Origin of the sequence: Dysgonomonas sp. UBA7710, from assembly GCF_002482385.1 — a bacterium.
Taxonomy (GTDB): domain Bacteria; phylum Bacteroidota; class Bacteroidia; order Bacteroidales; family Dysgonomonadaceae; genus Dysgonomonas.
In genome coordinates, this window is sequence record NZ_DLFW01000020.1 from 35666 (window position 1) to 57975 (window position 22310).

At 39.2% G+C, this 22310-nt stretch carries 21 protein-coding genes, 1 tRNA gene and 1 pseudogene; 5 read left to right on the top strand and 18 right to left on the bottom strand.

What is annotated here, in order from left to right:
* Positions 1 to 54: 54 nt before the first annotated feature.
* The 16 genes from B3317_RS06180 to dut all read right to left on the bottom strand — a co-directional run bounded on the left by B3317_RS06180 (position 55) and on the right by dut (position 17294).
* Positions 55 to 555, bottom strand: a complete 501-nt coding sequence (locus tag B3317_RS06180; protein WP_291109681.1) for an OmpH family outer membrane protein — start codon at positions 553 to 555, stop codon at positions 55 to 57.
* Between the two features lie 56 nt (positions 556 to 611).
* Positions 612 to 1127 (bottom strand): OmpH family outer membrane protein, encoded by a 516-nt coding sequence (locus tag B3317_RS06185; protein ID WP_291109683.1) that lies wholly within the window; start codon positions 1125 to 1127, stop codon positions 612 to 614.
* A gap of 89 nt (positions 1128 to 1216) precedes the next feature.
* On the bottom strand, positions 1217 to 3889 hold the full coding sequence (gene bamA, locus B3317_RS06190; protein ID WP_291109685.1) for an outer membrane protein assembly factor BamA: 2673 nt from the start codon (positions 3887 to 3889) through the stop codon (positions 1217 to 1219).
* Between the two features lie 75 nt (positions 3890 to 3964).
* Complete coding sequence (locus tag B3317_RS06195; RefSeq protein ID WP_291109687.1) at positions 3965 to 4714, bottom strand: isoprenyl transferase; 750 nt, start codon at positions 4712 to 4714, stop codon at positions 3965 to 3967.
* A 19-nt stretch (positions 4715 to 4733) separates the two neighbouring features.
* Positions 4734 to 5444, bottom strand: coding sequence for a DUF6089 family protein (locus B3317_RS06200; protein ID WP_291109689.1), 711 nt, complete (start codon positions 5442 to 5444; stop codon positions 4734 to 4736).
* 76 nt (positions 5445 to 5520) lie between these two features.
* Positions 5521 to 6897 carry a DUF6242 domain-containing protein gene (locus B3317_RS06205; RefSeq protein ID WP_291109691.1) on the bottom strand — a complete coding sequence of 459 codons (1377 nt, stop codon included), beginning with the start codon at positions 6895 to 6897 and terminating at the stop codon, positions 5521 to 5523.
* 77 nt (positions 6898 to 6974) lie between these two features.
* Entirely contained in the window at positions 6975 to 8042 is a 1068-nt protein-coding gene (gene ribD / locus B3317_RS06210; RefSeq protein ID WP_291109693.1) for a bifunctional diaminohydroxyphosphoribosylaminopyrimidine deaminase/5-amino-6-(5-phosphoribosylamino)uracil reductase RibD, read from the bottom strand.
* Between the two features lie 75 nt (positions 8043 to 8117).
* The gene (locus B3317_RS06215; RefSeq protein WP_291109695.1) at positions 8118 to 8495 is read right to left on the bottom strand and encodes a RidA family protein; all 378 of its coding nucleotides are present in this window, start codon (positions 8493 to 8495) and stop codon (positions 8118 to 8120) included.
* A gap of 115 nt (positions 8496 to 8610) precedes the next feature.
* On the bottom strand, positions 8611 to 9351 hold the full coding sequence (gene rlmB, locus B3317_RS06220) for a 23S rRNA (guanosine(2251)-2'-O)-methyltransferase RlmB (protein ID WP_291109696.1): 741 nt from the start codon (positions 9349 to 9351) through the stop codon (positions 8611 to 8613).
* A gap of 5 nt (positions 9352 to 9356) precedes the next feature.
* On the bottom strand, positions 9357 to 11036 hold the full coding sequence (locus B3317_RS06225; RefSeq protein ID WP_291109698.1) for an amino acid permease: 1680 nt from the start codon (positions 11034 to 11036) through the stop codon (positions 9357 to 9359).
* Positions 11037 to 11239: 203 nt separating this feature from the next.
* Positions 11240 to 12181 (bottom strand): GNAT family N-acetyltransferase, encoded by a 942-nt coding sequence (locus tag B3317_RS06230; protein WP_291109700.1) that lies wholly within the window; start codon positions 12179 to 12181, stop codon positions 11240 to 11242.
* Entirely contained in the window at positions 12171 to 12938 is a 768-nt protein-coding gene (locus B3317_RS06235; protein WP_291109702.1) for a WxcM-like domain-containing protein, read from the bottom strand. Before B3317_RS06235 ends, B3317_RS06230 begins: the two co-directional genes overlap by 11 nt.
* A gap of 15 nt (positions 12939 to 12953) precedes the next feature.
* On the bottom strand, positions 12954 to 14237 hold the full coding sequence (locus B3317_RS06240) for a murein hydrolase activator EnvC family protein (RefSeq protein ID WP_291109704.1): 1284 nt from the start codon (positions 14235 to 14237) through the stop codon (positions 12954 to 12956).
* A complete protein-coding gene (locus tag B3317_RS06245; RefSeq protein ID WP_291109706.1) occupies positions 14234 to 15082 on the bottom strand; it encodes a DUF4292 domain-containing protein in 849 nt (282 codons plus the stop codon). The genes B3317_RS06240 and B3317_RS06245 overlap by 4 nt, the downstream gene beginning before the upstream one ends.
* Positions 15082 to 16836 carry a tetratricopeptide repeat protein gene (locus tag B3317_RS06250; RefSeq protein ID WP_291109708.1) on the bottom strand — a complete coding sequence of 585 codons (1755 nt, stop codon included), beginning with the start codon at positions 16834 to 16836 and terminating at the stop codon, positions 15082 to 15084. The genes B3317_RS06245 and B3317_RS06250 overlap by 1 nt, the downstream gene beginning before the upstream one ends.
* Positions 16837 to 16859: 23 nt before the next feature.
* Positions 16860 to 17294: a dUTP diphosphatase gene (gene dut, locus B3317_RS06255; RefSeq protein WP_291109710.1), complete on the bottom strand. Its 435-nt coding sequence runs from the start codon at positions 17292 to 17294 to the stop codon at positions 16860 to 16862.
* A 203-nt stretch (positions 17295 to 17497) separates the two neighbouring features.
* Here dut and B3317_RS06260 point away from each other — a divergent pair.
* The 4 genes and pseudogenes from B3317_RS06260 (at position 17498) to B3317_RS06275 (ending at position 19079) form a co-directional block, all read left to right on the top strand.
* Positions 17498 to 17572, top strand: a tRNA-Val gene (locus B3317_RS06260).
* 291 nt (positions 17573 to 17863) lie between these two features.
* On the top strand, positions 17864 to 18154 hold the full coding sequence (locus B3317_RS06265) for an Arm DNA-binding domain-containing protein (protein WP_291109712.1): 291 nt from the start codon (positions 17864 to 17866) through the stop codon (positions 18152 to 18154).
* Positions 18115 to 18513 (top strand): annotated as a pseudogene (locus B3317_RS06270) (site-specific integrase); the annotation flags it as partial. The gene B3317_RS06265 and the pseudogene B3317_RS06270, both read left to right, overlap by 40 nt.
* A gap of 356 nt (positions 18514 to 18869) precedes the next feature.
* Positions 18870 to 19079, top strand: coding sequence for a winged helix-turn-helix domain-containing protein (locus B3317_RS06275; RefSeq protein WP_291109714.1), 210 nt, complete (start codon positions 18870 to 18872; stop codon positions 19077 to 19079).
* Positions 19080 to 19110: 31 nt separating this feature from the next.
* Here the strand turns inward: B3317_RS06275 and B3317_RS06280 are convergent, their stop codons facing one another.
* Both B3317_RS06280 and B3317_RS06285 read right to left on the bottom strand, forming a co-directional pair.
* Positions 19111 to 19833, bottom strand: a complete 723-nt coding sequence (locus tag B3317_RS06280; RefSeq protein ID WP_291109716.1) for a LytR/AlgR family response regulator transcription factor — start codon at positions 19831 to 19833, stop codon at positions 19111 to 19113.
* Positions 19830 to 20606, bottom strand: a complete 777-nt coding sequence (locus B3317_RS06285) for a sensor histidine kinase (RefSeq protein WP_291109718.1) — start codon at positions 20604 to 20606, stop codon at positions 19830 to 19832. Before B3317_RS06285 ends, B3317_RS06280 begins: the two co-directional genes overlap by 4 nt.
* Before the next feature lie 543 nt (positions 20607 to 21149).
* Between B3317_RS06285 and B3317_RS06290 the strand changes: the two genes are divergently transcribed.
* On the top strand, positions 21150 to 22172 hold the full coding sequence (locus B3317_RS06290; RefSeq protein ID WP_291109720.1) for a hypothetical protein: 1023 nt from the start codon (positions 21150 to 21152) through the stop codon (positions 22170 to 22172).
* Positions 22173 to 22310 lie beyond the last annotated feature (138 nt).

Here is a 22310-nt window from a genome sequence, read left to right on the forward strand (position 1 = left end):
TAAGAATAGGCTAATCCTTATCGGGTTAGCCTATTCTTATTATGTATGAGACTATTAGTCTGTAATTCCTAATTTAGTTTTTACCATTTTGCTCGCATCTGTCGCATGTGAGCCTATGTGCAATAAAGTGGCGGCATCTAAGATATATGCATAGTTGTTTTCATCGCCAACTTCCTTAATTGCTTGTCTCATTTTTTGTTGAATGGGAGTGATTAGCGTTTGCTGCTCTTTCTCAAATTCAGCCTGGCTGGTTTGAATAAAGTTTTGGTATCTGTCTCTTAGTCCATCCAATTGAGTTTGTCTGTCGAGAAGAATGCTTTCGGTTAAATTTGTGGTGTCTTTTTGGAACTCTTCTACTTTCTTAGTGTATTCGGCTTCTATAGCTGCTGCATTCTTTTTAATTGTTTCGCTTTTTGCTGCAAGTTTAGTTTCAACGTCTTTTAGTTCAGGCATCTTGGAGAAGATTTCATTTGCATTGATGTATGCAATTTTATCCTGAGCGAACATTGACATAGGCGCTATTACTATAAGCAATAGGATTAGCTTTTTAAACATAGTTATAAGTTCTTTTAAGTGGTTAATTCTATATTATTGAGGACAAATATAAATAATTATTTTGAATATCCGAGCTTTGCAAGAACTTCATTGCTAATGTCTATTCTTGGAGATGCAAAAATAACGCTCTCCGCCGATGCCCTATCGAGAACAAGCTGATAGCCTTTGGCTTCGGATATCTCTTTTATAGCATTATATATATCATCCTGAATGGGTTTCACCAAAGCTTCCCTCTTCTTGAAGAGTTCCCCCTCAGGTCCAAAATATTTCTTGTTTAGTTCCTGCAGGTTTTTTTCTGTCTCTACTATTTCATTTTCCCTTTTGGTCTTCTGTTCAGCAGACAGGAAAACAAGATCGGCCTGATATTTCTTGTACATGTTCTTTACGTCGAGTTGCACTTTCTCTACTTCGCCTTGCCATTTTTGGGACATTACGTTAAGTTGTTCCTGTGCAGTCTCATAACTACTTATATTTTTCAATATGTATTCCATATCTATAAGAGCAAACTTTTGAGCATAGCTTCCAGCGGTTATACCTATAAATAAAGCGAATAATAATAAAATTCTTTTCATAACTGTTGATTTTTGATGATATATATTAGACACACAGTTTATGCATTTGTTTATTGCGGGTTCTATAAATAATGTTAATTCCGGCCTGATTAAAATTCTTGTCCGATAATAAAGTGGAATTGACTACCACTCTTCTCTCCTGTACTGCTAACTGAATCAAATCCATATGCCCAGTCTATACCCATCAGTCCAATCATAGGGAGCATGATACGTGCGCCTACGCCGGCAGAACGTTTAAGATCGAATGGATTGAATTTTTTCAGGTCATTCCATGCGTTACCGGCTTCAACAAATGTAAGCAAGTAAATCGTTGACGATGGTTCCAGGATAAGAGGATATCTCAATTCAAGGGCCAAACGTGAGTATGCACTTGCCTGTGTACCCAATGAACCGTTTTCGTAACCGCGTAGTCCGATTGTTTCTGTCGCATATGTACTTGAATATCCTGACATACCATCACCCCCCATATAGAATGTTTCGAATGGAGATTTCTTATTTTTGTTGAAATATCCGACAAATCCATATTCTGTACGGGTCATCAGGACCGGAGTCTTTTTAGTATCATATAAAGATGTAAAAGTCTTCGCTTTAAATTTCCACTTATGATATTCTATCCATTTGAACTTTTCGCCCGGTTGATAACCATATTCATCTGCTTTCATGCTGGCATAGTCTTTGCCATCAAAAGCCGAGAATGGAGGTGTTATCTGTAAGCTAAGGGATATATCCGTACCGCGGCGGGTATATACCGGATTGTCGATAGAACGTCTGTTCAATGAAAGATTCACACTTAGGTTGTTACAAACTCCATCTTTTACAATAAAGTATGCCCAGTCTTTCATTCTGTATAACTGATAAGATAGTTCAGCTTGTACAAAGAAGTAGTCATCCGGCCAACTCAAGCGTTTTCCATATCCTACCGAGGCTCCAATCATCTGTATAGACTTATTAGGGTCGGCTGCGAAGCTGTAGTCGCTATAGCCGCTTCCGTATCCGCTTCCGTATCCATATCCGTACCCATACCCGTATCCATATCCATAATTATTGTTGATATAGCGGCTGTTAATGTCCGTTTGCCTTGAATAATATACTCCTACTGATAAAGAGTTTGGACGCTTGCCTCCAAACCAAGGGTCCATAAATGATGCAGAATATGATTGATAGTATTTAGCATTTGTCTGAGCGCTCAATGTAAGTGTCTGGCCTTCTCCCTGAGGAATAATCCCTTTATAAGATTTAGGGTTCAACATATTCTTTAATGAGAAGTTTGAGAATTTCAAACTTAATTTACCTATAATACCTGTCTGTCCCCATCCGGCAGAGAATTCTACCTGGTCATTTGCCTTGGACACTAATGGCAGGCTGATATCAACAGTTCCAGATTCAGGATCCGGTACAATGCCCGGATTTAAGTTTTCAGGGTCGAAGTGTCCTGTTTGAGCGATTTCACGCAGTGAACGCACAATGTCGTCGCGGCTATAAAGTGCTCCGGGCTTAACCCGTAATTCGCGACGCACAACATCTTCATATACACGGTCATTACCTGCAATAGTTACTTTTCTGATAGAAGCCTTCGGCCCTTCAGAGACACGTATTTCCAGGTCAATAGAGTCGTTTGCTATGTTTACTTCCACAGGGTCGGCGTTAGAGAATATGTAACCATGGTTCTGATAGAAGTAGTTCATTACAGATTCCTCATTAGCGGACAACTGTTCAGTCAGTTTCTTCTGATTATATACATCTCCCGGTTTCATATTTAGCAATTGCTGCAACTGCCAGGTAGGATACACGGTATTTCCAACCCATTTAATATCTTTGAGAAAGTATTGTTTCCCTTCATCCACTTTGATTTCTATGTTCACTTTGTCCGGTTTCTGCACATCGGCATATACGGTGTCCCATGTGATTATAGCATCCCGGTAGCCAAGCTCGTTATACTTCTCTACTAAGAGTTCTTTGTCTTCTTCATAACTTTCGGATACGAATTTGGTAGAGCGGAGGAAGTTTGCTATCCAAGACTTAAAATTACTCTTGTGGCGAGTCTTTTTCATGGCTTTCTCCAGTATTCTGGCTTTAACTTCAGTATTACCTTCTATCGTGATCTTGTTGACTTTTGTCTTGTTCTTCTTAACTACGTCAATATTAAGGATAACGTGATTTTCCTTTGATAAGTCGGGCTTGTCACTTAATGTGATTTCAGCTTTGGTAAACCCTTTTTCATCAAAATATTTCTTTATGATAGTTTTAGCCCGATCCATTTGGTTCGGTGTGATTTGCAGGTTCTTTACCATCCCTATCTTGGCCTCAATATCCTGCCGCTCACTTTTTTTCATCCCGGTATATACTATGTCCGATATACGAGGGCGTTCCTTCAGGTTTATTTCTAACCATATTTTATTACCTTCAATCTTGGTTGCCAGGATTTTCACATCAGAGAATAGGCCTTGTCTCCAGAAGCGTTTAACTGCATTTGTTATTTCCGGTCCGGGGATTTCAATCTTGTCTCCAACCTGTAGCTGGGCAAAGCCAAACAACGTGAAGTCTTCATACATGGGATTTACGATTCCGGAAAGCTTCATATCTGCTATTTCGTATTTCTTACTGGTGTTGTAAGAGATAACCGGCAGGCTGTCCACATTTACCTGAAGGGCTTTATTCACATTTTTAATTTCTGCGCTGTCTGTAATTCCCTGAGCTTTTACGGCTACTGAAATTGAGCAGAAGAAGATAATGAATAGAAAAAATAAACTTTTTTTGAACATATTTTGTTTCGTAGTTACTTTCTAATATTTTAAACCTGTTTTTATTATCTATAATATAGGGTTGACACAAAAAGATCAGGATTTGCCTGAAATTTGTTCACTGGTTTTTCCGAATCGTCTTTCTCTGTTCTGGAAGTCAACAATCGCTTTATACAAGGATTCTTCATTAAAATCAGGCCACAATTCATCGGAGAAAAAGAGTTCGGAATAAGCGATTTGCCAAAGAAGAAAATTGCTTATGCGTAATTCTCCTCCGGTCCTTACCAATATATCAGGATCAGGAATGTTTTTTGTTTCCAGATAAGATGTGACAAGGTCTTCTGTTATTTCATCTGGTTTTATCTTTCCGGACTTAACGTCAATAGCTATGTTTTTCATTGCTCTGGTTAACTCCCATTTGGAAGAATAGCTTAAAGCTAAAATAACGGTTGTACCGGTACATACAGATGTTGTTTCAAGGCAGTGATCCAATGCTTTTTTTGTATCTTCCGGTAACCGGTCAATATCTCCGATAACTTTTACACGGACGTTATTCTTAACCAGTTCCGGTGTTTCATTTGCTACAGCCTGTACCATCAGGCTCATCAGGGCTTTCACCTCTTCTTCCGGACGTTTCCAGTTTTCGGTAGAAAATGTATAAAGCGTAAGATAACGGACCTCTGCTCTTGATGCGCCTTCAATAGCTCTGCGTACGGCCGAAATCCCTTCTTTATGACCGAATGTACGGTCCAGATTCTGCCGTTTGGCCCATCGCCCGTTACCATCCATTATGACGGCAATATGCTTAGGTACCCGCGTTTTATCTATTTGGTCAAGATATGACATCTGTATTTTGGTTTAATAATTAATCAATATTCAGGCAAGGACATATTCTTGCTCCAAAATCCCATGTTAAACTTATCATAGTAAGAGAATACCAGTCGTTGTTCTTAAAGGCGCCTCCATTTATTTTGTAAGGTGCATCCAGACTCAGTCCATCCCCATCCTTTGTAACATCGAAAGAATCACTGAATAGTTTTCTGAAAGAGAATTCAAATCCAAGATTCAGTCTGTCCTTCAATTTATATTTTACTCCAATCCCGATTGGAATATTAGCGTCAAAAAATGTCTTACTGCCCGAGCCTAACGTAAAGCCTATTCCTGTAAATATATATGGAGATATGCGTTTAGCTCCTAAGTAACCGAATTTATCACTATAATTGAAGAAGTTAAACTCTATCTGACTACCCAGTTCATAAAACATCCGGCTAAAAGAGATTTCCTGCCCGAACGGATATTTATTCCCCGAATCGCGGGTGTCACCCGAAACTTTTCCAATTACAAAATTACTTTTCACAGACCATCTCAGATCTTTGTTGTATCTGAAGACAACACCTGCCGACAATCCCGGGTTCTGATACAATTTACTCTTATTGGCATCCCCCATATAAAAGGATGTACCGGCCATCCCTCCTATCTCATACTTATAATCATCTTGTGCTTTAAGTTCGATGAATGAGAGGGGAGAATAGATGATAATCAATAGTAAAGTAAATAATATCTTCCTTTTACTCATTTATTAATCTGTATTCTGTTCTTATTTATCTAACGCAGAAAGCAGGACTAAAAGTATATCACTCAAATCTCAGATCCTAGAGTTTTGTTCTAAGTTTATTTATTCTGCCTATCCAAACCTTTTGTATAGGGCTTGTTCCCGAATCCGGTACTCCGCCGAATACCCAGATATAATTTTTTTCATCTACAATAACCGATTGTCCCGATGCTTTAGGAATTCTTGTGTCTAACATCTCCTTGTTAGGTGCAGTAATCCATTTGTATCCGTAGCTTACTGTTTTGTAAAAGCTGTTTCCGGTCAGGGCATACATATACCCATCATATAAGAAAGTTACAATTCCATCTTTTTTAGGAATTACCGGATTAGACTGATTAAAAGTAACCTGAAGGCTATTATCACTGGTTGTCTTTATAGACCATGTCTTTACATAACCTAAGCCGCTAATATTCTTTGTAACAGTTAATACGCAATTATTCAGATTACTTCTGTCGTTATGAGTCAGTGATGAATATCCTGTTGTCGGGAAATCGCTATCTATTTCGTATATAGGTTTCAATGTTTTCAGGTCGGTAGTTGTTGCTAACGAGTCACGAGTAACAACAAGAAGTAAGTCAGTAGCGGCATTTAAAGTAGGCACTACTCCAACAATGCTTGTCACATCGTTGCTTATTCCGTCTTTACTCCATGAAATGCCCTCTATACCTGCTGTATAACCTTGTTTATTTTTATCGACAGCATAGAATTTATTGTTGAAGAATGTTATGCTTTCCAGAGCAGATGCATCAAGCTCGCCGGATAGAGCCTGATTATCTCCGTAAGACAGAGCTGCCTCTATGTTATCAGGCTTATTCGCCTTAGATAAATATATTTTATTATCTGTGCGGGCGGTGAATGTATAGAATGTCCCGTTCACCAGTAAGGTTTTTTGTTTATCGAAGGAGGCCGGATAACCTGTTGGCACATTTTCTTTCCATATCAATGTATCCGGATCTTCCTTATGTATCAATATCTTTATAGTGTATTCCCTTGGTTCTTTACCATTAAGAGGAGTAATCCTGAATTTAGGATACAGATAAGTCGAAAAATCTACCGAATCGGTAGTATTCCAATCAACGACAGAGTCCTTAGGGTATACTAATTCTACTTTTCCTATACTTCCGGCCGCATACGATAGAGTAACTGCGCATTTCCTCAGAGTGGTCTGGTAGGGTAGTGAGTCGGCATTGTATATCAGCCGGCTAATCTGGTCTATAGAGAACCTTGTTGTCGCCAGCGACGGATAATTTACCGTATCTATAGCAGTATAGGGCAATGCCGCTATTTTGAAGCTCGAAATCTGTGAGTCTCCCGATAATCCGGAAGTATCGTAATCAGATGAACTGTCATTACATGAACTTAGTGCAAAGACAGATAAAAAGATGAATAATAATTTAGTAATTTGCTTCAATCTCATTAGTTTAAACAGATTTATTCAGTATCAATGTGCAAAAATAGAAAGAATTTCGGCTTACGCCTCAATAAATCTAATATTTATATAATTTTATAAGTATCTGTAGTGCGTAAATGCACATATTCAGATGTTCCCCAATATCCTTTGTTTAAGACATATCCTCTAATATCCGGAGCCTTTACTCCTTTACCAAAACAGACTTTTGAGGTTTCAATATATGCCTCATCCCACATTTGTATATCTATCAGGCTTTGTAGCAATTCGCGTCCGCCTTCGACAAGGACCGAGTCTATCTTGTAACTTTTCAATATGGAGAATATATTTTCAAGGAGACTTTCATTAAAGTTCGTCCGGATATAAATAACGTTGTCGGATTCTTTTTCGTATAAATCCTTCTCTGTAAATATGATTGTTTTTACTTTTCCATCAAATAAGTGGTAATCCGAAGGTATTCTGCCTTGTCTGTCTATCACGATCCGTACAGGATTTTTCCCATACCAGAAGCGTGTTGTCAGAGATGGATTGTCGTTTACCGCTGTATTAGTTCCTATCATAATACCTGTGGTCTCGGCCCTTTTCTTATGCACGAGCATGCGTGAAAATTCATTTGAAATAGGAGTGGGCTGCGGCTTCTCCCCGTCACATCGTTCTTTATCTATAAAGCCGTCCAGAGTCTGTGCCCATTTCAGATATATATAAGGCCGGTTCCGGGTTTGCGCAGTAAAAAACGCTCTGTTGAGAGCCTGAGCCTCTTTCTCCAACACTCCCACAACGACCTCTATGCCTGCCTCTTGCAGCATCTTTATTCCCCGGCCAGATACGGCAGGATAAGGATCGAGGCATGCAACCACCACTTTAGGTATTTTATTGTCTATTATGAGCTGGGCGCAGGGAGGGGTTTTTCCGTGATGAGAACAAGGTTCAAGAGAAACATAAATTGTAGAATCCTTTAGCAATGCTTTGTTTTCAACGCTCTTTACTGCATTTACTTCGGCATGTGCCTTGCCATACTGACGATGGTAACCTTCGCCAATAATTTTGCCCTGATGGACTATAACCGCACCTACCATCGGGTTGGGGCTTGTAAAGCCTCTCCCATTCTGAGCCAATTGCAGGCAACGGTACATATATTTCTCTTCAAAAGTCATTTTCCTGAGTTTCTTCACAATGAGAAACGCAATAATCGAAAGGATATTTCATTTCAACTATTTTTTATTCCACGATTACCGTGCAGCAATCACTTCTATCTCCACCAAAGCGCCTTTCGGAAGATCCTTTACGGCAAAAGCTGAACGGGCAGGAAATGTGCCGGTAAACTGTGCGTTATATACCTCGTTCATCCCGGCGAAATTTGCTATATCATTTAATAATACGGTTGTTTTCACGATATTATCTGCTGTTAGCCCTGCTTCGGCAAGTATGGCTTTGATATTCTTGAAGGATTGCGCTGTCTGCTCCTTAATGTCTTCGGAAGGAAAATCCCCGGTAGCCGGGTCGATCGGTAACTGTCCCGAAATAAATATTAGTCCGTTTACTTCTATCGCCTGGCTGTATGGGCCTATTGCTGCAGGAGCCTTATCTGTGGCTATTACTTTCTTCATCGCTTTATATTTTAAGATTATGTTTTAAGGTCTCAGACCTTTTTATTATTTTTATATCTGAAACATTAATAGCTAGTTAGAACTAAAAAATATTGCATTAAATCCTCTCATTTACTTATTTCAGTCCTTTTTGGCGGATAACTTCATAGATGAGCACCCCCGCGGCCACCGATACGTTCAGTGAACCAATAGTGCCGAATTGAGGAATTTTTACCAGATTATCGGCTATGCGCAGATTTTCGTTCGCTACACCGACATCTTCAGCGCCCATCACAAAGGCTATGGGGCCTGTATAATCTACCTCGGTGTAGATGTCTGCTCCTCTTTCGCTTGCGGCCACAACTTTTATTCCGCTGTTTCTCAGGAATTGAATTGCAGAAGTAAGATTCGGTTCTTTGCAAACCGGAATTTTGAGTAATGCCCCTGCCGATGTTTTTACCGCATCCGCATTTACGGTTACGCTCCCCTTTGCCGGAATAACAATTGCATTAACACCCGCCACTTCGCAGGTACGGGCAATGGCTCCGAAGTTGCGGACATCGGTGATACCGTCCAGTATAAGGATAAAGGGATCTTTCCCATTTTCGTAAAGGAAAGGAACGATATCTTCAATCTTTTCGTAAGTGATCGCCGAAAGGAACGCGATAACACCCTGATGATTTTTCCGGGTAAATCTGTCCAACCGTTCGTTCGGCACACGTTGCACAGCGACATCATGGGATTTCAGGAGTGCGAGTAATTCTTTCGACAAGTCGCCTTGTAGTTCGCGCCTGATTATTACTTTATCTATTTCTTTTCCGGCTTCGATCGCTTCTATTACAGCACGTATGCCGAAAATCATTTCCTTTTCCTTCATTCTTCTTATTCTTTTATATGTGTCGCTACTGTTTTAGCAGCAGCCAGTTTACTTTTATGATATCCGTATCCCAGATATATGACTAATCCTATTGCCAGCCAGATGATGAACATGACCCAATTGGACCAGCCAAGCTCTGTCATCAGGTATAAGTTGGTAAGAATCCCCATGACAGGCAATAGCGAAAACTTATACTTGAATGCCGCCGCCGATAATCCCAGCCATACAGCCCAGAAAACAATCAACAGCGGTTTCTCGCTTATGACTGTCCGGAAATCGGTCTTACTGACGAACAAATATACTGCAACTATGAGTAATATGAAAATGATATACTGTCCATTTATATAAGGCACCTTGAATTTCGCCTTTTTACTGTCTCCTTTATGATCGAGGAACAACACTCCCGCACATACAAGGATGAAAGCGAAGAATGTGCCCACACTGGTAAGGTCTACAACAAACTGCATATCCAGAAACAACGACGGCACGCAGACGACTATTCCCGTAATAATGGTAGAGAAAGCGGGGGTCTTATATTTCGGATGAATCTTTCCAAACTTAGGCCAAAGGAGTCCGTCGCGGCTCATATTCATCCATATGCGCGGCTGTCCTATCTGAAAAACAAGGATGGCGCTCGTGATCGCAATAATTGCAGTCGCGGAAATAACACCTGCTACAAAGTCCATATTCACCACCTGAAATACGTACGCCAGAGGATCGTCCACTCCTAACTCTTTGTAGTTGACCATTCCTGTCAGGACCAGTGCTATCGTTACATAAAGTACGGTACAGATACCCAGGCAGTAGAGCATGGCACGGGGCATATCCCGTTGCGGATTCTTACTTTCTTCGGCTGTAGTAGATATAGAATCGAATCCGATAAAGGCGAAGAATACGGCAGCGACTCCTCCCAGCACTCCTTGCAGCCCGTTAGGTGCAAATGGCGACCAGTTCTCAGGCTTTACGAAGAAAACTCCTACTCCGATAACCAATAGTATGATACCGATTTTGAGATACACCAACAGGTTGTTCACAAACCTGGATTCCTTAATGCCGATGAAAACAAGGAATGTGAGGGCTGTAACAACCAATCCGGCAGGCAGGTTTATCAGTATTTTCGTACCGAAAAGCTCGGGTGCATTCTGGTATGTCTGCGCTGCTTTGATGGTGTGATACGGTAAATCTGTAACGCCTTGTGATACTATGTTATACGCTTTGTAAGCTGTCGAATATCCGATGCCAAGCCAGTCGGGCCATATAATGCCAAAACCTTCGAGCAGGGTAGTGAAATATTCCGACCAGGAAATGGCGATCACCATATTCGATACGGCATATTCCAGTATCAACGCCCACCCGATCACCCACGCGAATATCTCACCCAGTGATACATATGTATATGTATAGGCGCTGCCACTGACCGAGATCATGGATGCAAATTGTGCATAACACAAGGCTGTAAACACACAGGCGATAGCCACAAATACAAAGAGAAGCGATACTGCCGGCCCTCCGTGAAATGCCGCCCGCCCGATAGTGCTGAAAATACCCGCGCCAACAATGGCGGCAATACCGAAAAGAGTGAGGTCTCTCACGCCTAATACTCTTTTCATTCCTGACCCGATAGAGTCTCCATCTCCGGATATACTATCGATACTCTTCTTTCTAAAAAAGGAATTTAAACTCATTCTATTTATGTGATAACTCTAAAGAGGGTTTTCGATTCATTCTAAAAGTTGACAAACTTGACACTTTTTACACAATTTCTTATTGTTACTTTTCTCTTTCTTGTAGGAGCAATCCAAAAAGGTTACAAACCTAACACATTTTACACTATTTTTCATCTGCCCTTTTTCTCAAAAAAACTATGAGTCGAAGGTTGTCAATTACGCTATATAGATAAATCAATTGTATAAATATTATATACAGTCCCCCGTGCTCCGAATCCCTCTTTTTGGTGTATCAGGTTTTCGTTCAGGTGCCAGCCGCCGTTTTCTGTCGATGTGCCATAATCGAAGTATGTTTTGTGAGCGAATGCTGTATTTATTATATGGTCGACAACTAAATCTATAGCTCCGAGTTTTTTCCCTTCTTCCGTTGCCGCTACATACTGAACGTGCGCTACTCTTTCTGTTTCGAAGACAAGACAGCCGCCTATTATGTTACTATCTGTATTCCCGACAGTGAACAGATGTATGTTACGCGGAAATTTACTTTTCAGATAATCTATTTCAGCTAAAGAATGAACAGGCTCTGTTTCGTATTTATCTTTCAGATTCCGGGAAAGTATTTGCCAGAAACCGGAATAGTCTGTGGCTTTTTTTACGGCCAAATTGTTCTTTAGGGCTTTTTTTACGCCCCGTTTACGCAAGTCCGAATATTTTGTTCTGTCCGGAAGTAATAGGGTAGAAGATATATTGCATGATGTGAGTATCGCCTTATGTCTGAACAACGCGTATAAATCCTCTTCGGCAGGACGAATATGATAAATATGCGGAACAGCCTTATACACAATCTTCCTGATTCCCTGATGCCGGAATGTCGTTGTAAGATATTCGAATATGGAAAGTACATCTGCAGCAGTAGTCTTATCGCCCGTAATAAGGCCTCCGTATGTAAGCCCTTTGTGCGAATAAAATATCCTATCCTCCATATGTCCGGGCATTAATGCCACCAGTACATCGTTCAGATAAAACATCAGGGAGTAATCTCTGAAATGGCCGGCATGATACTCAATAAAATCACGATAGAAAAGAAATGTCCCATTTTTGGAGTCACGTACAAATTTGTCCCACGCGTCCTTATATTCTGAACTATAGAGTTTAATTTTCATGTTGCCGGTATTTTTTAAATTCCGAATAGGTATGTATATAATTTTCTGCGTCATATACATCAGATGCTAAAGCCAGGCAGACAGTCCCGGATGAATACTCTGTTTCTGTTGCCCATATACCGGGCGGTATATACAGTCCGTGGTCAGGCCGGTCGAGTACTATATTTTTTTTACTTGTCCCGTCATCCAGCTCTACCTGAAAGCTACCACTTGTAGCAACCAATACTTCGTGGCAATATTTATGGGCATGCATACCTCTTGTCTGTTCCGGTGGGATGTCGTATATATAAAATATGCGTTTTATATCGAATGGAATGTTTTCGGCGCTATTCTGTATCAGAGGAAATTTAATGAGAGTACAATCTTCTACAGAGAACGTCTTTAACTGATTTTTCTCTGTTTCACCGGGTAACCCGGCAGGAGAAGAAGCTGACGAAATAACCAGATATATGGAGTTGGCTGAAAAGCCTTCAAGCCTGCAACTCATTATGGACGGGATATAAAGGGCTTGAGCCGGATTGTTTAGTATGCACCTTCGCTCGTCTTTACCATTGTCAAGCAAAAAGGTAAAGCTTCCCGATAAAGCGACTATTACTTTATCCCGGGCTTTGTATATGTCGCAGTCATTGTACTGACTGCCATATTTCCAACAGACGGACGCAATAGGAAAAGGAATCTGATTTCCGGCTTCTATGAAAGAGAGGGTTCCCCTCCGGTCTGTGATTCTCGGTAATTCGATGAATTGTTCTCTTTTCATAGCAGTCCGGTTACGTTATCTCAACCAAGGCTCGGGATTGAGTTTGTTGGTTCCCTGCCACAACTGGAAATGCAGTTGCGAAAGGCCCGTATCCGCATCTGTATATACTTTGCCAAGGGACTGGCCTGTTTTAACTTTGTCGCCTTGCTTTACATATATACTCTGTATGTTTCCGTAGAATGTATAGTAGTTTCCGTGACGCACAATAATACAAGTGTTATAGCCCGGTATGGCCGCTACATAAGTCACTTCGCCGTTGAAGACAGATTTGGCTTCCGCTCCCGATTGCGATTGAATATCTATCCCGCTGCTCGATGTGGTAACGAAACGGCTGTGCTGATGGGAGCCGAATCGTGTGGTTATGGTATAATTGCCTGTTATCGGGTAAGGGAGCCTCCCCCTGTTCGACGCAAAATTATTTGACAAAGCTATATTTTCAGGTGTAGCTACGACTTTTGCCGCGTCATCTTCAGGAGGTGTTACAGGCGTTGTTAAAGAGCCACTTTTCTTTGAAGCCCTTTTTGCCGCTTCAGCCCGGGCTTTTTCAGCTGCTATGCGTTTTGCTTCCCGCTCCTGACGGGCTACCTCTTCGGCTATCAGTTTAGCTATCTGCCTGTCGAGTGCTTCTGCCTGCTGGCGCTTTTGAGTCAGTATCTTTTGCAGGTCTTTTTGCTTTTTCTGAGCTTCACTGACCTCTTCCTGATAGTTTGTTTCTTCGCGTTTCAGGTTTTCCTGTTCGGTAGTGCGTTGACTGAGTAAAGCGGTTTTTTCATGCCGCGTTTTTATGAGGGCTTCTTTCCGTTCTTTTAGTTTTGCGCTTTTATCCTTAATCTCTGAGGCCTGTTCTTTTCTCCATTCCGAGTAATCGCGCAGATAGCGTAGCCTCCGGTATGATTCTGTCAAAGATTTCCCAGAGAGAACAAACAGCATTTTATTCTCACTTTGGCGATTTTGAAGCATTCCGTCAATGGCTTTCGAGTAGTTTCTCTGCTTGTCTTTAAGCTCGGCTTCCAGTATTGTTATTTCGGCTTCAATCCGTTTCTCCTCTGCATTTATACCTGCTATTTCCTGTCCCAGAAGATCTAATACTTTTTGCCGCGAGAATATTTGATTGGATATAAGCTGTATCCTGTCCAGCAAGGTAGTAGTGCTTCTTTTAGTCTCTTTCAGCAGCTTGTCGGTATTCGATATTTCACGCAGGGCGTTCTTCCTTTGCTGTTCGAGTTCTTTTATTTTCGAATTTTGAGCGAAAGAACAAATGCTGATAAGGAGAATAAAGAGAAAAACTGCTACTCTCATTTCTTTTTGATATATGTGCCTATAAGATCAGAAAAATCCACTTTGGTGTATTTGGGTGATATGGAATTATCTATGCTGAAACTTTTGTCTATTTCCAATTTGTCATATGTGATATTAATATCGACACGTCTTTTTGCAACATCGACCTTAGCCTGCATGTTGGTCGGATATACCAGATTGTTGTCTTTGATGAAATCATTGTAAGACCATTGCAGGGTTATCTTTTTCTTTTCGTTGTAAATCAATGTTGACGCGATATGATTGGTGGCATCTACGGCAAAGTTGTATAATAAATCGCCTTTTCCTTTTGTTTTCAGCATATAGACATCGTTTACCGATGATATATCATACTTCTGAAAATCTTTTTCAGTTACTTCCCTATTGCCCGGAATAAATAGTTTATTGGTAAATAAAGCCTGCAAATTGTAGAAGTTAAAGTCGAAACTGGCAATAGCTTCCGAATCTTTGAAACGTTCGGCGATATATTGTTTTTTCATCCTGTCTACCATAAAGATACTATCAGGGGTGATGGTCAGCCTCATGGCTTCTCCTCCAAGGATTGGAATACGAATTGATACCTGCAAGATACTATCTTTTACCATTTTGAATACGGCGGGTACTTTTTGGGAAGAGTTTCCTGCCTTGAATTCGACATTCCCTTTAGTCGTTAGCGTTTTGAACTTAACTTGCGAAGATAACGCATCTTCAATTACCTGCTTATGCGATTTTTCCTCCAAAGTTCCACCGGTGGTAATTATTTTCTTCGATTTACAACTGCTTCCTGCAAATAATGCGGATATGATGAACAGTAGTATAGCTATTTTATTTAATCCGTTTAGGTTCATTATTCAGCAATAAAAGTTTTGGTTTCTATTTTCTTCTCAAGGGTTTTGGACTTGCTATCTCCTTTTGCTTTCGCTTTTTCCCAGTATTCCAAGGCCTTTTCAGGCTCATTCGTTTTATATAACACGTCGCCATAATGCTCCAGCACTTCAGCGCTGACCTCTTCCTTCTTTTCCTGGCTGTATTTTATTGCATTCTCGATATAAATTTTGGCAATTGTATAAGCTCCCTGTTCGAATAATACCCACCCATATGTATCGAGGTAGGTAGGATTTGAGGGCTCGGCTTTCACCGTAATACTACTCATCCGTTCCGCTTTGTCTAGATCCTTTTTTACTAAAGACAAATAATAGCTATAATTGTTCAATACGCCGAGATTATTCGGGTCATAGGAAAGTGCCTTATCATAGATAACAAAGGCGCTGTCTCGTTTTTCCAGCTGATAATAAAGGTCTCCTATCTGCCCGTAGAAATCAGACAGGAGTTTTGTGTTATTTTCGTCTACATACACAACCCCTTTTTGCAGGGCCGTGAGTGCATCCTTATAGTTCTCCTTCATATATTGGGAAACTCCCAGATAGAAATAGAACTGTGGCTGGTCGGTGATATAGGAAAGCGCTTGTTCGCATACCTTTATAGATAAATCGATACTGTCAGGGAAAGTGGTATACAACATCTGCTCCCACCCAACAGGGTTTGTGGGGTTAGCTTCTGCAAACAGCTGATATTGAAAACGGGATTCCTCCTTTTTATTCTGCATCATCAAAAGGTTTCCATACATCAGGTTGAGTTTCGGTTCCTGCGGATGCTGTATCATCAGGGTATCGAACAGGGCGTTAGCTGCCTGCGTATCTTTTTGAGTCCTTTGCAGCGTACCTACATACTGCGCGAGGATGGACAGTTTAGTATCAATGTCCATTTTAGGGCTAACAAGAGCAATGTGTAATTCGTTTTCTGCAGCATCCTTGTTCCCTATCTGCTGGTAGTATTCAGCCATAGATGAGATGAGGTAGGGATCATCGGGGTCAATCGATTTGGCACGGCTATAAACCATGTACGCTTCCTGTGGTTTCCCTGCCTGTAAATATAAATCCCCGAGAAGGATCTGGTATTTGATTTCGTGTGGATATTTGTCTATATATTTCTGTATTTCAGCAAAAGCCTGTTTCTCCTGCTTCATCATCGTATATAATTGGTACTTTTGCAGGCTTATTTTTTCGTTCATTCCCACTATCTGCTCTAGTTTGTCCAGCGTTGATATGGCACTTTTAAAAGTGCCATCCATACGGTATGACTCCGATAAGTAGATGTATAGCTCTGTATTATCCGGGTCTTTGGCAATCAACTTTTCGAATTGTTCTATTGCATCGCTGTATTGCTTAAATTCGAGGCACATGCTTCCGTATGCCATATTGTAATAGTAGTTGTCGCCATCGTATACCGTGGCTCTGCGATAATAATCGATAGCCTTATTTTTACTTTCAATGGAATTATAATAATTGCCGAGCTCATACAATACGTTTGCATTCGTAGAATCGATAGCCATACAGTATTTGAGGTAGTCGAAAACCGCATCGTATTGATTGGTAGCTTTGGCATTCATTGCTTCATAAAAGAAGTAGTCGAATTTACGGCTATCGTCAACAGAGAGCTTTGTTGTAATCGGACCGGATATTCCACTGTTTTGAGCAAAAGAGAAAAGATTACCTGCAATAACAAGTAAGACTAAATAAAAAACACGTGCTTTTTTATGCATATCAAAAATGACGTTTCTAAATATTACTGTTTGCCTGTGTGGCCAAAACCTCCCGCTCCGCGCTCTGTTTCGTTAATTGTCTCTACTTCGTCCCAAAGTACTTGCTCATGTGAAGCAATAACCATTTGACATATACGTTCTCCGTCGTTTATAACAAAATCATCATTTGATAAGTTGACAAGTATGACACGGATTTCGCCACGATAGTCTGCGTCGATAGTACCGGGTGAGTTTAATACCGTCAGACCGTGCTTGAAAGCCAGCCCGCTGCGGGGGCGTATCTGAGCTTCGTATCCTTGAGGTAATTCCAAATACAGGCCGGTTGGAATAAGAGTCCGCTCCAGCGGCTTCAATGTTACAGGTTCGGTAATATTTGCTCTCAGGTCCACTCCGGCAGAGTAAGGTGTTGCATATTCGGGTAGCGGATGGTGTGATTTATTTATAATTTTTACGTTCATCGTTTTAAAGTCATATATTTATATTGCTGCGAAATTAGTTAAATCTTTGCAATCTATTTAGCTAATTGATAAAAATTAAGATTTTAAAATGCTTGAAGTCATTTCGTTTCAAAATATTTTTCAAAAAAAGATTTCAAATGTTTTGTAATATTGAAAAAAGCTATATCTTTGCATCGCATTTGAGAGAAAATGCAACCCTAATAGGGCGTTTAGCTCAGCTGGTTCAGAGCATCTGCCTTACAAGCAGAGGGTCGGCGGTTCGAATCCGTCAACGCCCACCGAAAGGCAAAAAGGTCAAAAGCCACAAAATGCCAAACAAAGACATAAAGTCTGTTAGTCAGTAGATTAACGGACTTTTTTCTTTTTCATCGAGGCCAACAAAAGTCAAAGAAAGACAGTAGTGGAGTGAAAAATAAGTGACTGAATTTCAAAAATTAAAAGTCAGTCACTTTTTAACAAGTTACTCACTGGTTTTAAATGACTTACAATGACCTAACTTGGCTTTATTCGAGGTGCTGAATCTTTAAGCGATAGTCAATAATTTTGTCGAATCGTGAAAATTTTGAGTTATGAACAGTACCTATCGAATCCTTTTTTTAGTCAGAAGGAAGAATGTAAACAAAGATGGACTAACAAGTATCAGCGTTAGAATCTCTATTAGTGGAGATAAATCTGAGTTTAGCTCCCTGCAATTTGTAAAACCTGAAATGTGGAGCCAAACAGGCAGAGCAATCGGCAGAACAAAAGAAGCTGTAACGATCAATGATGCTTTAGATAAAATAAGGATAGCCTTAGACAAGCATTATAAGTCCATTCTTGAAAAAGATGGTTACGTAACAGCCGACAAAAATCAGATGTAGAAGCCAATATTCCATTATTGGAAATTCCTTTGAGCATTATTCGTAAATATAGGAAATTGGGAAGAGATAAATTGCTCCCGATGCACACTAACCAAAAGATCAATGAATACTTAAAAGAGATCGCAAATTTGTGCGGAATAAAGAAGAAGCTGACGACGCATTGCGCACGCCACACATTCGGAACGATTATGCTGACCAAAGGCGTATCTATAGAAAGTGTTTCTAAAATGCTTGGGCATACAAACATTACTACAACTCAGATTTATGCCAAGATACTAAATGAGAAGATTTATGTTGAGGTCAATAAGGTTAGAGGTGAGTTCGATGCTTTTCAAGAGTATTATAAACAAGCGAACTAAGTTTTCTTTCATCTGAACCACGAAGATATATCAAGAGAATAATTTAATCAAGGTCAAGTCCTTCGGATTTACTCAAAGAATCTTCCTTTCTCAGAAAGAGTATTTTTTGGCAAAACCTTGCTTTTATTATTCTCTTTTTAAAGGGTTGGTTTATCAGTTGGAAAGAAAAATATGTTCAATTAATAAGACTGCATTTTACCCTATTCTACTTTTAAGTAGCTGTAAATACAAGCTTGGTATAAAAAATAGAAGCATATGTATAATAGTTCGAATATCAATTATCATATGTACTACTTTAGCATTCTACCGACAATCTCAACAGTATATTGTATTACCTGAATAAGTTTTATTGCACTATGTTGAAAGAAGCGATAAGTATCGATGCAAAATATATACAAGAATTGCTTTCTTCAGGTCGAGGATTGGCAATTGAAGAACTAGTAGAAATAACCGGATATAGAAATGATTATATATGCCTCGTTCTTGGGTGGCTGTCAAAAGAGGATATCATCAGCTACTGGGAAACAGACGATGGATTGGTTATTAAGCTAAATGACAGAGCATAGTTATTGATCTTAATATCAGCACTATATCTATTTATTCAAGATTAAGGGTTCCCCCAGAATATATTGAAAAGAATTCTTTCTTATAAACCTCACCCAACGAGATTTCGTAACCACCAATAAATATACTGTGATGGTCAAATGATTCCACGTAGTTTGTATTTACTATATATGATTTACTTACACGTAAAAAGATATTCTGTGGCATCTTCTGATGAATATTCTTCAAATTCATTGCCGTAATAAGTTTTTGACTGGTTGTATATATGACAACATAATCTTTCAGGCCTTCAATATACCTGATATCAGAAAAATTGATTCTATGAAACCTGCGTTCTGATTTGACAATTAAAAAATCATCCGTTCCTCCTTCTATAATACTTTTTTCAGTATCATCCGACAGAAGGTTCTTATATGTTTCAGCCTTGTTTATTGCCTTTTCGAGTCGTTCTTTGGCAATTGGTTTGAGAAGGTAATCGATTGCATCCAGTTCATAACTATCCAATGCATATTGTGAATATGCCGTTGTAAAAATGATCAGAGCTTTCTTCGGCAGCTGAGCCGCAAATTCTAACCCATTGACCATTGGCATTTCTATATCGAGGAAAATAAGGTCTACATCATTTTCTTCTAAGAATATCAATGCACTTGGGGCATTAGAGAACTTTCCTAGTATTTCAACTTTGGATATTTCTCTTATCTGCGCTTGCAGTTCTTCTCTTGCTAGAGGTTCGTCGTCTACAATAATACAATTCATAGCGGAATTATCAATTTAACGTTATACTCTTTCTCTGAGACATCAATCTCAAGAGAATGGTTTTCTCCATATAAAAGTTCCAGACGTCTTTTTATATTTGCCAGCCCCAATCCATTACTTTTTCCTTTCGATGGAATATATTCAGGATCTATCGAATTAATACAGGTAAAATACAGTTTATCCTTTTCAACTACAATATTAATCCTAATGTAAGATTCAGTTCCAGTAATATTTATACTGTGCTTTACAGCATTCTCTACAAATGTGGTAAAAAGGTTCGGGGGAATAAATATGCTTCTGAAAATAAGGGGATCATCTTTACTCGGACTTATATCTACTGATAGGTTATCTCTCCTGAGTTTCTCCAAGTCGAGAAAGTTAGTGAGAAAAACAATCTCAGACTTAAGCAATATTTTTTCTTCATTATTTTCATATAATTGGTATCGAAGGAACTCCGACAATTTCATAATAACAATAATTGCTTTCTCCTGATCGGTACGCACCAAAGCTTTGATACCATTGAGCATATTAAATAGAAAATGAGGATTGATTTGATTTTGCAATTCACTCAGTTCCATTGTTAATGTAATATTATTCAGCTCAGTTATTTTTTCATTATCATGCACCCATCTTTGAAAGAGTTTTATCATCGTGGTCACTAATATAACAGCTCCGATTGTGATTATACCTTGATAGGCATGTTCGTTCCCTGAATTTTGGTTAGAGTTTAGAGGTTGTATCGGATTGAAAAAATTATCAAAGAAAAATCTCATGATAAGGAGATCAATTTGTACGATCAGGAACAACAATAATATGTAAATGATATACCGATTTTTAAAGAAGAATCGGGGTACCAAAATATTCATATTGACATAAAATGTTATTATCATAACAATATAGACAAAGAATAATCGAATATATCTGTAAATACCTGAATGCTCTGAAAACTGACCGGAACAGAATATAAGGATGAAAACTCCCAATAAGAGTACTACATGCCGTAGTAACCTATATCGGGGATTAACCATTAATTGGAGAATCTTTGTATTCTTTATTACAATCGGTGCATGCCCCATATATTCTATAAAAATAAAATTTAAACAAAGATAAAAGAATAATATCCCTGTTATCTAAATATTATACGAAACAACCTGATAGATATACAAAATCCGAATTAGAAAGCAGACTAAAAAGGCTTTAGTATAAAATGAAGCAGGTTTGGTATAAAATAAAAAAAAGGTTTTAGCATTATCTCTTTCTTTGCCACGTGATAATATTTAGCGGGCAATATACTCATCTTATTTAATAACATATTTATGGAAGTGTTTAAAAGAATGGTCTTAGTCCTTAGCATTCTAATTCTCTCTATTCAATCTTTCTCTCAGAACAATGACAGTATACCTCCAATAGTAAAAGAAGGCTTGCACCCTTCTCAGAGAGCTGCGGCTATTGCTGCCGCAAAATTCACGATAGCTCGCCCTTTAAACATCGAGTTTACTCAATTGATGCCATATAACTTCACCCTGAAGGACGGAAACAATTCATACCCTGAAAGCAAAGTCAAAGGACTATCACAAGCAAAAATCAACACCAATATCAATATTATAAAGAAAAAGAATTGGCTTTTCGGGACTACTCTCGGATATAATTATATCTCGGCAAAAGCTGATATGACAGAGTCTTTTTCGCAAACAACAAAGAATGTCGATAATGATTTTCATTATTTCCATGCGGCAGCTAATATTACTTACATATCAACCTTGTTCAAAAAAAGGACAGTTTTTACCTCCAGTATAATTGTTGATGGTAGTGAGAAGCATTTTGAGCGTATAAGAGGATTGCTATCAGGTACAATGGTGCTCAAAGCGAATGAACGGACAAAAATGAGTATTGGGTTTGCAATTCCCATCGATCCACTGTCTGAGGTACCTTTCATCCCGACTTTCTCATATGAACATAAACTCAGAAACGGACTCATAGTGGATATTCTCCTTCCAAAAAATCTGTATCTGAGAAAACATGTCTTCGATAATGGCAGATTTTCATTAGGCGCAGAAATGGATGGAACAACCTTTTATCTCTATAATATAGACGGTACGGATCAAAAGTATCAGTACAGGCAATTGGATATCAATTCCGGATTTGTTTATGAACATCTTATTGCAAACTCCTTTCTGGTTACTGGTAAAACAGGTGTGAGATTCACTCCGTCAGGCAGATTGTTCAGAAAGCAGGATTCATATAGTGATCCTGTATTGAAAATGAGTGCTGATCCGGCATTCTACGTTAATATTGGGATATCATTTAGTCCGTCTTCGCTTATTGGTAAGAAAAAATAATATTATCTATAAAAAGAGGTGAATCCATTTTCAACATATGAATATGATTTGGACGGAACGGTTATTAATTATATCATTGAGGAATTACAAACTATGAAATGCTACATGCTTATGAAGACTTTATAGAATAAGCACAAA

Bases quoted from the DNA above. Each gene is read 5' to 3' on its own strand.
- B3317_RS06180 (WP_291109681.1), bottom strand. From the start codon at position 555: ATGTTTAAAAAGCTAATCCTATTGCTTATAGTAATAGCGCCTATGTCA.
- B3317_RS06250 (WP_291109708.1), bottom strand. From the start codon at position 16,836: ATGCATAAAAAAGCACGTGTTTTTTATTTAGTCTTACTTGTTATTGCA.
- B3317_RS06275 (WP_291109714.1), top strand. From the start codon at position 18,870: ATGTTGAAAGAAGCGATAAGTATCGATGCAAAATATATACAAGAATTG.
- B3317_RS06225 (WP_291109698.1), bottom strand. From the start codon at position 11,036: ATGAGTTTAAATTCCTTTTTTAGAAAGAAGAGTATCGATAGTATATCC.
- rlmB (WP_291109696.1), bottom strand. From the start codon at position 9,351: ATGAAGGAAAAGGAAATGATTTTCGGCATACGTGCTGTAATAGAAGCG.
- ribD (WP_291109693.1), bottom strand. From the start codon at position 8,042: ATGACTTTTGAAGAGAAATATATGTACCGTTGCCTGCAATTGGCTCAG.
- B3317_RS06265 (WP_291109712.1), top strand. From the start codon at position 17,864: ATGAACAGTACCTATCGAATCCTTTTTTTAGTCAGAAGGAAGAATGTA.
- B3317_RS06240 (WP_291109704.1), bottom strand. From the start codon at position 14,237: ATGAGAGTAGCAGTTTTTCTCTTTATTCTCCTTATCAGCATTTGTTCT.
- B3317_RS06280 (WP_291109716.1), bottom strand. From the start codon at position 19,833: ATGAATTGTATTATTGTAGACGACGAACCTCTAGCAAGAGAAGAACTG.
- B3317_RS06235 (WP_291109702.1), bottom strand. From the start codon at position 12,938: ATGAAAAGAGAACAATTCATCGAATTACCGAGAATCACAGACCGGAGG.
- B3317_RS06285 (WP_291109718.1), bottom strand. From the start codon at position 20,606: ATGAGATTTTTCTTTGATAATTTTTTCAATCCGATACAACCTCTAAAC.
- B3317_RS06245 (WP_291109706.1), bottom strand. From the start codon at position 15,082: ATGAACCTAAACGGATTAAATAAAATAGCTATACTACTGTTCATCATA.
- B3317_RS06195 (WP_291109687.1), bottom strand. From the start codon at position 4,714: ATGTCATATCTTGACCAAATAGATAAAACGCGGGTACCTAAGCATATT.
- bamA (WP_291109685.1), bottom strand. From the start codon at position 3,889: ATGTTCAAAAAAAGTTTATTTTTTCTATTCATTATCTTCTTCTGCTCA.
- B3317_RS06205 (WP_291109691.1), bottom strand. From the start codon at position 6,897: ATGAGATTGAAGCAAATTACTAAATTATTATTCATCTTTTTATCTGTC.
- B3317_RS06230 (WP_291109700.1), bottom strand. From the start codon at position 12,181: ATGAAAATTAAACTCTATAGTTCAGAATATAAGGACGCGTGGGACAAA.
- B3317_RS06185 (WP_291109683.1), bottom strand. From the start codon at position 1,127: ATGAAAAGAATTTTATTATTATTCGCTTTATTTATAGGTATAACCGCT.
- B3317_RS06290 (WP_291109720.1), top strand. From the start codon at position 21,150: ATGGAAGTGTTTAAAAGAATGGTCTTAGTCCTTAGCATTCTAATTCTC.
- dut (WP_291109710.1), bottom strand. From the start codon at position 17,294: ATGAACGTAAAAATTATAAATAAATCACACCATCCGCTACCCGAATAT.
- B3317_RS06215 (WP_291109695.1), bottom strand. From the start codon at position 8,495: ATGAAGAAAGTAATAGCCACAGATAAGGCTCCTGCAGCAATAGGCCCA.
- B3317_RS06200 (WP_291109689.1), bottom strand. From the start codon at position 5,444: ATGAGTAAAAGGAAGATATTATTTACTTTACTATTGATTATCATCTAT.